The following is an 11,184-nucleotide window of genomic DNA, read 5'->3' as shown; positions in this document are numbered from 1 at the left end:
CCCCGGCGTCGTGCATGCCTCTTCCATGGGTGCAGGCAGGACTACTTTCCTGCGGCCATTTCCTCGGCAAACGTCACCAAGGTGCGCACCGAAGATCCAGTGGCGTTCTTGTGGGTGTAGCCGAAGGGAGCGGCCTCGTTGAATGCCGGTCCGGCGATGTCCATGTGGGCCCACGGGATCTTCACGCCGTCAACCTCGCCGACGAACTCGTTCAGGAACGCGGCGGCGGTCATCATGCCGCCCATGCGCTCACCGATGTTGGCCAGGTCCGCGACCTGCGAGTCGATGCTCGGGCGCAGTTCCTCGGGAATCGGCATGGCCCAAGCGGCTTCGCCGGCACGGTCCGCGGCGGCAACCACGGAATCGCGCAGCGCCTCGTCGCCCATGACGCCCGCCGTGCGCACGCCCAGGGCCACGACCTGGGCGCCGGTGAGCGTTGCGACGTCGATGATTGCATCGGGCTTTTCCGCGCTGGCCGCAACCAAGCCGTCGGCCATGACCAGGCGGCCCTCGGCATCGGTGTTCAGCACCTCGACGGTCTTGCCTCCGAACATGGTGATGACGTCGCCCGGACGGGTCGAGCCGCCGCCTGGCATGTTCTCCGCGAGGCACAGCCATGCGGTGATCTTCACCGGAAGGCCCAGTTCGGCAATGGCGACGATTGCCTGGTGGATCGTCGCGGCACCGGCCATGTCGTTCTTCATGGCGTGCATGCCGGCTGCCGGCTTGATGGAAATGCCGCCGGTGTCGAAGGTGATGCCCTTGCCGACGAGGGCCAGGTGCTTGGTCGCCTTGGCGGGGGAATACTCGACCTTGACCAGGCGCGGGCCGCGATCCGAACCGCGTCCGACGCCCGTCAAGCCGCCGTATCCGTCCTTTTCCAGCTTCTTGTCGTCAATGACGGTGACCTTCAGGGCAAGGCCCTTGGCGGTGTCCTTGACTTCCTGGGCGAAGGACTCCGGGAACAGGACGTTCGGGGCGGTGTTGACCAGGTCGCGGGTTGCGCGCACTGCGCGGCCGATGACGGCCGCGCGCTTCAGTGCCGCGGGCAGGCCCTTGTCCGCCGAAGCGGCGGTGGCGATGACGGCTTCGCTCAGCGGCAGCTTCTTGGCCGGGGTGGAGCGGTGGTTCGAGAAGTCGTAGGCGCCCATGGCGATGCCCTCGGCGACGGCTCCGGCCTGTGCGACCGTTGCGGCCGGCAAGGCAAACAGCACGCTGGAGGTGCCGGCAAGCTGGCGGGTTGCCGAGCCGGCGGCGCGGCGCAGCGCCTCTTCGGTCAGGGTGGATTCCTCGAAGCTGCCGAGGCCGATGAAGGCGAGGAGCTCGGCCTTCGTTTCGCCGGTTGCCGGCAGGCGGGTCAGTTCGTCTGCGGCGCCACTGGCATTGAGCAGGTTCAGGGAAGCCTGCAGCGAGGCGGTCGCCTTCGGGCTGAACGGCGAGGCCACCAGGGTCGGGCCGTCGGCGCCCTTGACGACACCAAGGACCAGGGCGCCGGCGCCGATGCGCTTGATGTCTGTGGAAACGGCGGTCAGCTTGAGATCGCTTGAGTTGATCACGAAACGATTCCTGTTCGGTAGATTCTGTGGGTGCAGTGAAAGTACCTGTACCTCGGGGGAGCATTATCGGTTCCGGACCCCAAGGTCTTCGGTGGTCCCGGTGCCGATTGGGCTTTACCGATCGTATCCCTGAGACGGAGCACACACCGCATTTGATCCCGAGTCGGCCTAGAATTGTGGGTGGTCACGGGAAGAAAACACGTATTCCCTTGGTTGACCCCACTGTAACGGGAATCGATCCAATCTGGTCGAGTCCACATGTCCACTCCTGTTGGGTTCGGGTATTTGCTTGCGCGTCGTCCAAGTGAATTCCCCCGTGACATTGGAGAACGCCAAGACAGCAACCTGAAAGGAGCAGCGGCAATGCTTGAATACCAATCCCTGGTCCGGTTCGAAGATGTCGACCTGGATAGCCTGGAATTTCAAGGCCTCGACCTGCTGATTGGAATGCGCGGCCATCTCGATGCCGGCCACGTGCTCTCGCAGGTGCGCACCGAATTGCTCGATTCGCTCAACCCCCGGTTGATTGCCTCCTTCGACACCGACCAGCTGATCAACTACCGCGAGCGCCGGCCCCAGATTTCTTTCCTCGGCGACCACTTCGCCGCCTACCAGCCGCCGCGCTTGGAGCTCTACCTGCTTACCGACGGGTTGGAGCAGGATTTCCTTTTCCTGACCGGCCCCGAACCCGATCTTGCCTGGGAGCGGGTGTCTCGGGCAGTCGTCGCACTGGTCGAGGCGCTGAATGTCCGCCTGACGGTTTCCTTCGGCGCAGTGCCGATGCCCGTCCCGCACACGCGCCAGATGGGTGTCACCGCCCACGGAAACCGCAAGGACATCATCGAAGGCATTTCCACGTGGTCGCCCACCGCGGAACTCCCGGCGAGCCTGGTCAACCTCATCGAGGTGCGGTTGATCGAGGCCTCACGCGACGTGGTCGGCTACTCGATGCACGTTCCGCACTACCTTTCCGAGGCCGAATACCCGCAGGTTGCCGTCGGCGCGCTGGAGTATGTCGGTGCCGCCATGGGCCTGGGCCTGCCCACCGACCGGCTGCGTGAAGCGGGCCGCCGGCTTGAAGGGCAGATTGCCGAGCAGGTTGCGGGCAGCCCCGAGGTGCAGAAAATGGTTGCGGGCTTTGAAGAACGGTTCGACCAGCACGTCCCCGAAACGGAGCGGCGTTCGTTGCTGGTGAGCCTCGATGCAGAGGTTCCCGACGGGGATGAATTGGCGATGGCCGTCGAGGCGTTCCTTTCGGGCGTGGACGACCAAGGTGGCCCGGCCGCCGCGGATTCCTAGTGGGCAAGCCGATCCACCACGATTCCCCACGATCCTGGCTGGTTTGGGGCGCGAGCGTCGGGGCCTACCTGATCGCCGTCACCCAGCGAACCAGCTTCGGCGTCGCGGGGCTTGAAGCAACCGAGCGCTTTGACGCTTCTGCCTCGATCCTTGCAACCTTCTCCGTGGTCCAGCTTGTCGTCTATGCGGGATTGCAGATCCCCGTTGGCGTGCTGGTCGACCGTTGGGGCCCGCGCGCGATGATCACCGGCGGTGCCGCACTGATGGTGGTTGGCCAGTTGCTTCTGGCGATGGCCGACTCGGTGGGTGCCGGACTTGTCGGAAGGTTCTTTGTCGGCGCCGGCGATGCCATGACCTTTGTATCGGTGATCCGGTTGCTTCCCATCTGGTTCTCCGGATACCGGATCCCGATGCTCACCCAGGTCACCGGCATGGTCGGCCAATTGGGCCAGCTACTGTCATTGATCCCCTTCGTGGCACTGCTTCACCTGTGGAGTTGGACCCCCGCGTTCCTCTCGCTGGCGGCGCTGTCGGTCCTGGCGTTGCTGCTTGCGGTGCTTCTTGTCAGCGACGGGCCGCGCGCCGCGGGACCGCGACCGGTCCAACCCAAGGTCCGCGCCCTGCTGTCGCACGCGTGGAAGGAACCCGGCACCCGCTTGGGCTTCTGGACGCACTTCACCACGCAGTTCTCGGCCAACGTCTTCCTGCTGACGTGGGGCTACCCGTTCCTTGTGTCGGGGCAGGGCTTGTCCCCGGCGCTTGCCTCGGGTCTTTTGTCCATCTTTGTGGTCGTGGCGATGGTCTGCGGCCCGATCCTGGGTGCAGCTGTGGCCCGGTATCCGACCCAGCGATCAAACATCGCCTTCGGCGTCATTCTGGGCATCGCATTGAGCTGGCTGGCCGTTGTCCTTTGGCCCGGCCAGGCGCCCCTGTGGATGCTTGTCGTCCTGATCGTCTTCGTGGCCATCGGCGGCCCGGCCTCAATGATCGGGTTCGACTTTGCCCGCACCTTCAATCCGCCGCATGTCATTGGCACCGCAACCGGCATCGTCAATGTCGGCGGATTCCTTGCCGCCCTGATATCCGTTTACGTGATTGGCTGGCTGTTGGATTTCCAGCAAAAGGCCGCCGGGCCAGGCGCCGAGCTGTACAACCTTGACGCCTTCCGCTGGGCCATGTCGTTCCAGTTCCTCGTGATCGCCACCGGTGTCATCGGCATGTTGGTCACCCGGGGCAAGGCGCGCCGCAACCTGGCGCTGCGCGAGGAAGCCCTGCCCGGCGGTGCGGCAAAGAGCGTCCCGGGCAACTAGCCTCCGCACTGTCCCGCACAGCCCGGTGCTAGGGAGCGGGGCCGGCAGCGTTCCACAGCCGGCCCCGGAAGTCGGTCGGCGGACCGCTGGCACGCGCAGCCTGTGGTGCATGACTACTTCACCCTCGGCATCAAATTTTTCCCTGGCCAGCCCCGACGAGGTGCTCGCCTACATTCCGCACGCACTTGGGTTCTACCCGCGAAACTCGGTGGTCTTGCTGATCATGCAAAAGGCGGGACTGGCGGCCACGTTGCGCGTGGACCTGCCGGCGGGCCACCACGAACCATCCAACGAGCGCATCTGGGTGCGCCAACTGGTTAGCCTGGTGCACAAGGTGCCGCAGGCCGATGCGGTGTTCGTCGCGTTCTACACCGAGCAGTCGCCGGAGAATGCTGCGGACTGGCCGCCACGCCACAAGCTCCTCCAAGAGCTTGTGGCCGCATTGATGCGCGGCGGCATCCAGGTGCGCGACGGCTGGCATGTCGGCTCCGAGCGTTGGCACAGCTATTTTTGCCGCAGCGAAGAGTGCTGTCCGGCGGAGGGGTTCGCGCTTCCGGACCTTGCGCTGACCGAAACCCACCTGCGCATGGTGGTTGCGGGTTCCGCACCCGAGGAACAGTTGTGGGACGGCGGTGGCGTTGCCGACTGGCCCAACAAGGATGCGGTTCGTGTGCAGGTGTCGGAAATGCTCGAGGGCTTTTCCGGGTCGGCGTCGCGTGTGAGATTCATTGATGGCTGGGCACGGCTCTTGGATGCCGACCCCGCCGTTGCCGAACAGGGAATGCGCGGAACCGATTCCGTATGCGGGGCGCTGCTTGCCTCGTTGCACGACAAGATGATCAGGGACCTGTTGCCCTATCTGGCCGGCAGGGGAGAGGAGCGTGCCCTGCAGGCCTTTCGCGAGGTCGGCGGGGACGCCGGTATCGGTGAGGCAGCGCAGGACTTTTCCGATTTCCTGTTGGGGGCCGCGGGCACTCAACCCGATTGGGAAAGGATGGATCGGCTTTGGTTCATCTGCCGTGATCTCCTGGGCGTTGCCGCGGGACAAGACCATGCGGCTCTGCTGTGCCTGCTGGGTTGGCTCGAATGGGCCAAGGGGCGGGGGAGCTCGGCGCTGAGCCTGCTTAAGGCGGCGTTGCGGACGGACCCCGGTTACAGGTTGGCGCAATTGTTGCTCCGATTGCTTGAGGCTGGCGAAATGCCTTTCTGGGTGGCGGACCCGGACAGGGCGTGGCACAGGAAACTCGACGGGAGGCTCAGCGCCTAGTCATAAAGTCCCTTTGTAGGGAAAATCTCCCGACAAAAAAGGGGCACGGTGAATCCCCTGCCAGCTGAAACATGAGACACTGTTAACCAGCAGACCCGGTTGGGTTCGTGATCCATGGCTCTTAAGCAGTTGTCACCGGTTTTCCGGAGGGAACAAATGGCGGGAGTAAGGCGTTCTATTTCGTAGACCCTCACTCCCGGCTCGCCTTCATTTGGCGGGACGCGGACTTGACAGGGTCATAGTGGTGTTACCGGTAGGTGGCATCGCGGACGAACCGTGAGAAAGGTATTTCGTGTCATCTTCTGAGACGACCACCAATGGCCAGGCTGCCGAAGCCGAAGAGCCGACAGCATCAGCCGCCAAGGCTGCTGCACCCGCTAAGAAGGCAGCCGTTAAGCGGGCTCCGGCGAAGTCCCGTGCCAAGGCAGCAAAGGCCGATGAAGACACCGACGTCGAAGACGTTGACGTTGACGATGCCGACGACGCCCCTGCCGCACCCAAGGCAGACGAAAACTCCAAGGGCTTCGTGCTCTCGGCCGACGAGGACGATGCCCCGCAGCAGCAGGTCATGGTCGCCGGCGCAACCGCCGACCCGGTCAAGGACTACCTGAAGCAAATCGGCAAGGTTGCCCTGCTGAACGCCGAGCAGGAAGTCGACCTTGCCCTGCGCATCGAGGCAGGCCTGTTCGCACAGGAGAAGCTGCTCGCCGACGACGGCTCGATGGACAAGCGCCTGCGCTGGGACTATGAGCAGATCATCCACGACGGCAAGATCGCCAAGAACCACCTGCTCGAGGCCAACCTGCGCCTCGTGGTGTCGCTGGCCAAGCGCTACACCGGCCGCGGCATGCTCTTCCTGGACCTGATCCAGGAAGGCAACCTGGGCCTGATCCGTGCGGTCGAGAAGTTCGACTACACCAAGGGCTTCAAGTTCTCCACCTACGCCACCTGGTGGATCCGCCAGGCGATCACCCGTGCCATGGCCGACCAGGCCCGCACGATCCGCATCCCCGTCCACATGGTCGAGGTCATCAACAAGCTCGCACGCGTGCAGCGCCAGATGCTCCAGGACCTGGGCCGCGAACCAACCCCGGAGGAATTGGCCAAGGAATTGGACATGACCCCGGAAAAGGTTGTCGAAGTCCAGAAGTACGGACGCGAACCGATCTCGCTTCACACCCCGCTGGGCGAAGACGGCGACTCGGAATTCGGCGACCTGATCGAAGACTCCGAAGCCGTGGTGCCCGCCGATGCGGTTTCCTTCACCCTGTTGCAGGAACAGCTTCACTCGGTTCTCGACACGCTCTCCGAGCGCGAAGCCGGCGTTGTGGCCATGCGATTCGGCCTGACCGACGGCCAGCCGAAGACCTTGGATGAAATCGGCAAGGTTTACGGCGTGACGCGTGAGCGTATTCGCCAGATCGAATCCAAGACCATGTCCAAGTTGCGTCACCCGTCGCGTTCGCAGGTTCTGCGCGACTACTTGGACTAAAAACCCCGTTCGGTGCGCCGGCGGTTGCTGGGTATTTACCCGGCGGCCGCCGGCGCACCGTCGTTTAACGCCGGATGCAGTCCAAGCGGAAAAGTCGGCGGGGCGTCTGGGGTGGGAGTTGCCGAGCGGCCTTAACGCGCGGATGGGCCCGGCGAAAATCGCCGGGCCCATCCAAAAGTCATTCGCCGTCAATCCCTGTCGGCAACAAGCACCCAAGGGACGGATGCTGACTAGTCCTCGTCGTCGTAAACGGGTTTCTCGTAGAGGCGAGCCGTTTCGTCCTGCCATTCAATGGTCAAGGGGCGAAGCTTCGCTTCAACTGCGCGAGCGTGGTGTCCGCAGAAGTAGAGTTCGCCGCCGGAGGTCCCCAGTACCGCACGTACAAAGGCCTGTGCCCCGCAGCGGTCGCAACGATCGAGCGCATTCAGCTCTCGGGTTACCGTTGTCGTTGTCATGATGACCTCCTTCATTCGTTGTCTATCTAATAGAACCAGCAAATCTCCAGTTTTCTTCTCGATACTTCGGGCTTTCGCTCACCGCGTAGCTGAAACGAGGGTGAGCTGCGGCTCAAAGAAGTGGCGCGATCAGCGAAATGGCGGGGCTGGGCACTATTGTGGATAGCGTCGTTCCGACGTTTTTGAGGAGTACTAAAACCGTGGCCATCAGCAGTGACTACAACGCCCGACACCTATCTGTCCTGGAGGGTCTCGAAGCGGTACGCAAACGCCCGGGCATGTACATCGGTTCAACCGATTCGCGCGGCCTGATGCATTGCCTGTGGGAGATCATTGACAACTCCGTCGATGAGGCGCTCGCCGGCCACGGTCAGTCAATCAACGTCATCCTGCACCCGGATGGATCCGTGGAGATCCACGACGACGGCCGCGGCATCCCCGTGGACATCGAACCGAAGACCGGGCTCTCGGGTGTCGAGGTTGTCTTCACCAAGCTCCACGCCGGCGGCAAGTTCGGTGGCGGTTCCTACACCGCCTCCGGCGGCTTGCACGGCGTTGGCGCCTCCGTTGTGAACGCGCTTTCGGCGCGACTGGACGTGCAGGTAGATCGTGGCGGCAAAACCTACGGGATGCAGTTCCGCCGCGGCGAGCCCGGGCGGTTCAAGGATTCGGGCAAGCCCAAGCCGGACTCGGTCTTCGAGCCGTTCTCGGATGCCTCGGTGCTCGACATCGTGGGCAAGGCCAAGCGCGGTGTCACGGGTACCCGTGTGCGTTACTGGGCCGACCGCCAGATCTTCACCCCCGACGCAAAGTTCTCCTACACCGAGCTCCAAGCCCGCGCTCGACAGACCTCGTTCCTGGTGCCAGGGCTCAAGATCACGCTCCGGGACGAACGCCGTTTGGCGGGCACCCCGGGCGAAGAGGGGACTTTCGAGGAAGTCTTCCACCACGACGGTGGCATCTCCGAGTTCGTTGACTACCTTGCCAACGACGCGGCTGTCACCGACATCTGGCGTTTCCACGGTTCGGGCACCTTCAAGGAGTCGGTGCCGGTCATCGACGAATCGGGCCATAGCCGCATCACCGAGGTGGAGCGCGTCTGCGACGTCGACGTGGCCCTGCGCTGGGGGATCGGCTACGAAACAACCGTCCGCTCCTTCGTGAACATCATTTCCACGCCCAAGGGCGGAACCCACCAGACCGGGTTCGAACAGGCGCTGCTCAAGACCTTCCGCAAGGTAATCGAGGCGAACTCCCGCAAGCTGAAGGTCGGCAGCGACAAGATCGAGAAAGACGATGTAAGTGCGGGCCTGACCGCCGTGCTGACGGTGCGCTTGGCGGAGCCCCAGTTCGAGGGGCAGACCAAGGAAATCCTGGGCACCTCCGCGGTGCGCCAGATCGTTTCCAAGGTGATCGAAAAGTCCCTGGGTGCGCAGCTGAACTCCACTGCCCGCGGGGACAAGACCCAGGCCTCGATGTTGCTGGAAAAGGTCGTCAGCGAAATGAAGTCGCGTGTTTCGGCGCGCGTCCACAAGGAAACCCAGCGCCGCAAGAACGCCCTGGAAACCTCCTCGCTGCCGACCAAGCTTGCCGACTGCCGCAGCACGGACGTGAAGCGCTCCGAACTGTTCATCGTCGAGGGCGACAGCGCATTGGGCACGGCTAAGCTGGCGCGCTCCTCGGACTTCCAGGCCCTGCTGCCGATTCGCGGCAAGATCCTGAACGTGCAGAAGGCTTCGGTGGCGGACATGCTCTCCAACGCCGAATGCGCGGCCATGATCCAGGTCATTGGCGCGGGTTCGGGCCGCAGCTTCGATATTTCCGCCGCACGCTACGGCAAGGTCGTGTTGATGACGGACGCCGACGTTGACGGTGCGCACATCCGCACACTGCTGCTCACGCTCTTCTTCCGCTATATGCGACCGATGATCGAGCACGGGCGCGTGTACGCCGCGGTTCCGCCGCTGCACCGCATCGAGGTGATCAACGCGGGATCCAAGGCCAATGACATGATCTACACCTACTCCGAGGCAGAGATGCACCAGGTGCTGGGCAAGCTTGCTGCCGAAGGAAAGCGCTACAAGGAACCCCTGCAGCGCTACAAGGGGCTGGGCGAAATGGACGCCGACCAGCTGGCCGAGACCACCATGGACCCGCGCCACCGCACCCTGCGCCGCGTCGGCCTGGCCCAGGCCGAGAGCGCCGAGCGCGTCTTCGACCTGTTGATGGGCTCGGACGTTGCGCCGCGCAAGGAATTCATCATCGGCGGTGCCGAGCGCCTGGAGCGAGATCGCATCGACGCGTAGCGGTCGGTAGTGATGCGTGTGGCGGGCCCCTTGGGGGCCCGCCACACTGCGTTTAAGGTGCGGTGCCGAATTATTCGGCGCCGCGGGTTACTCGAAGAAGCCCGGAACGATCAACAGGGTCGTCGGCACCGCGAAAAGGATGATTGCCGTCGCAATGATGAAATTGCGCAGGGCGCTGTTCAGCGGAGGCTGGGCTGTGAGCAGGCGCCGCAGCCTGCGCGAGGAGAGTTCCTCGGTGGGCGCCCCGGGAGTGCCGGTCGGCGGGACCGCCGCGTGCTTGCCGCTCTGGTCGCCCAGCGCGCCGGTTGCGACGGTGAGCAGCGCGCGGAGCAGCGTGGGGGATTGGACTTCGCGAAGTGCCGCGTCGTCGGCAAGCATTTCCACGAGTTCCTGGACCGCGGCCAGCGAGAGCCTGGACGTGGGCAGCCAAGGCAGTGCGTCATTCCATGAGGTGAACGCGAGCAGGAGCAAATCGTGGCGCTGGTCCAGGTGGGCCCGTTCGTGGGCCATGACGGCCCGCAGCTCGTCCGGGCTAAGCTTCTGAACCAGCCCCCGTGAGAGGACGGTCACCGAACCCGAAAAGCTCGGAAGGCAATAGGCCACCGGGGTTTCGTGGTCCAAGACAAGCGTGGCCGGATCCGTGGGGGATTTTTCCGACAGCAGCGACAGGATGTGCCTGTGCCTGGTGCGCTGGCGGCTGATTCGCCAGGCCGCTCGAATCAGGGTCAGGACGAGGTGGAAACCCAGCAGTGCCGCCGTGCTCAGCGCAAAGATGTGCACGGGGCCGGGCGAGTTTACGTCGGGGTCGCCCATGAGCAGTTTGATGCCGCCGACAGAAGCGGAAATCAGGGTGTCGCCCAGGGGATTCAGGCCCCAAAAGAGCATGGCGCCGATCATCGAAAGGCCGCCGGCCAGTGCTATCGCCTGCCATACCACCATGGCGGCGAACGGTGATCGTGCACTCCACTGGGCGCGCGAAAGCGCGACGGGTATGGGCCATGCCAAAAGGATGGCCAGACCCGCCAGGAGGTACGAGGTCAGCAGCACGATGCCCGGCTGTCGGGTTTGGGGCTAGGCGCTGTGCGGGGTGTCAAGCAGCTGGCGCAACGACTGTGCTTCCTCGGCGGAGATGCCGCCAATGAAGCGAGCCAGTACGGCCTCGCGGTCCATGACCGTGCCCAGTGCCTCGTTCATCAATGCCACGGTGTGGTCTTCGCGGCTGGTGACCGAGGTGTAGCGGTGCGGGCGGATATCGCGTTCGCGCGCCACGAGCCCCTTCTTTTCCAGTCGCGCCAGAACCGTCAGGACGGTGGTGACGGCAAGTTCCTTGCCCTCGACATCACCGGGCGCGGCAAGCTGATCACGAAGTTCGTTGGCCGTGAGAGGGGACGTCGAGTCCCAGAGGAGATCCATTACTGCTCGTTCAAGGTCGCCAAGAGTGGCCAATCTAATGTTCCTTACGCATTCGAAACAGGGTTCATGCGGACGACGCAAGATCC

At 63.9% G+C, this 11,184-nt stretch carries 9 protein-coding genes; 5 read left to right on the top strand and 4 right to left on the bottom strand.

The window, feature by feature from the left end; genetic code table 11:
- Positions 1-41 precede the first annotated feature (41 nt).
- The gene (locus tag JOF47_RS10435) at positions 42-1,556 is read right to left on the bottom strand and encodes a leucyl aminopeptidase (protein ID WP_209997508.1); all 1,515 of its coding nucleotides are present in this window, start codon (positions 1,554-1,556) and stop codon (positions 42-44) included.
- A 363-nt stretch (positions 1,557-1,919) separates the two neighbouring features.
- On the opposite strand from JOF47_RS10435, the gene JOF47_RS10430 reads away from it, so the two are divergent.
- The 4 genes from JOF47_RS10430 to JOF47_RS10415 all read left to right on the top strand — a co-directional run bounded on the left by JOF47_RS10430 (position 1,920) and on the right by JOF47_RS10415 (position 6,924).
- Positions 1,920-2,855, top strand: a complete 936-nt coding sequence (locus JOF47_RS10430) for a proteasome assembly chaperone family protein (protein ID WP_209997507.1) — start codon at positions 1,920-1,922, stop codon at positions 2,853-2,855.
- Positions 2,855-4,165 carry an MFS transporter gene (locus JOF47_RS10425; RefSeq protein ID WP_209997506.1) on the top strand — a complete coding sequence of 437 codons (1,311 nt, stop codon included), beginning with the start codon at positions 2,855-2,857 and terminating at the stop codon, positions 4,163-4,165. Before JOF47_RS10430 ends, JOF47_RS10425 begins: the two co-directional genes overlap by 1 nt.
- 109 nt (positions 4,166-4,274) lie before the next feature.
- Positions 4,275-5,432, top strand: coding sequence for a DUF4192 domain-containing protein (locus JOF47_RS10420; protein WP_209997505.1), 1,158 nt, complete (start codon positions 4,275-4,277; stop codon positions 5,430-5,432).
- A 292-nt stretch (positions 5,433-5,724) separates the two neighbouring features.
- On the top strand, positions 5,725-6,924 hold the full coding sequence (locus JOF47_RS10415) for an RNA polymerase sigma factor (RefSeq protein ID WP_209997504.1): 1,200 nt from the start codon (positions 5,725-5,727) through the stop codon (positions 6,922-6,924).
- A gap of 230 nt (positions 6,925-7,154) precedes the next feature.
- Here the strand turns inward: JOF47_RS10415 and JOF47_RS10410 are convergent, their stop codons facing one another.
- Positions 7,155-7,379 carry a DUF7455 domain-containing protein gene (locus JOF47_RS10410; protein WP_209997503.1) on the bottom strand — a complete coding sequence of 75 codons (225 nt, stop codon included), beginning with the start codon at positions 7,377-7,379 and terminating at the stop codon, positions 7,155-7,157.
- Between the two features lie 200 nt (positions 7,380-7,579).
- On the opposite strand from JOF47_RS10410, the gene JOF47_RS10405 reads away from it, so the two are divergent.
- Positions 7,580-9,685 carry a DNA gyrase/topoisomerase IV subunit B gene (locus JOF47_RS10405; protein ID WP_209997502.1) on the top strand — a complete coding sequence of 702 codons (2,106 nt, stop codon included), beginning with the start codon at positions 7,580-7,582 and terminating at the stop codon, positions 9,683-9,685.
- Between the two features lie 87 nt (positions 9,686-9,772).
- Here the strand turns inward: JOF47_RS10405 and JOF47_RS10400 are convergent, their stop codons facing one another.
- Complete coding sequence (locus tag JOF47_RS10400; protein WP_209997501.1) at positions 9,773-10,732, bottom strand: M56 family metallopeptidase; 960 nt, start codon at positions 10,730-10,732, stop codon at positions 9,773-9,775.
- Between the two features lie 24 nt (positions 10,733-10,756).
- Positions 10,757-11,131 carry a BlaI/MecI/CopY family transcriptional regulator gene (locus tag JOF47_RS10395; protein ID WP_209997500.1) on the bottom strand — a complete coding sequence of 125 codons (375 nt, stop codon included), beginning with the start codon at positions 11,129-11,131 and terminating at the stop codon, positions 10,757-10,759.
- Positions 11,132-11,184: the final 53 nt, after the last annotated feature.

Origin of the sequence: Paeniglutamicibacter kerguelensis (assembly GCF_017876535.1) — a bacterium.
Taxonomy (GTDB): Bacteria; Actinomycetota; Actinomycetes; order Actinomycetales; family Micrococcaceae; genus Paeniglutamicibacter; species Paeniglutamicibacter kerguelensis.
The sequence above is the reverse complement of the archived record's forward strand: the minus strand, read 5'-3'. Positions and strand labels throughout refer to the sequence as shown.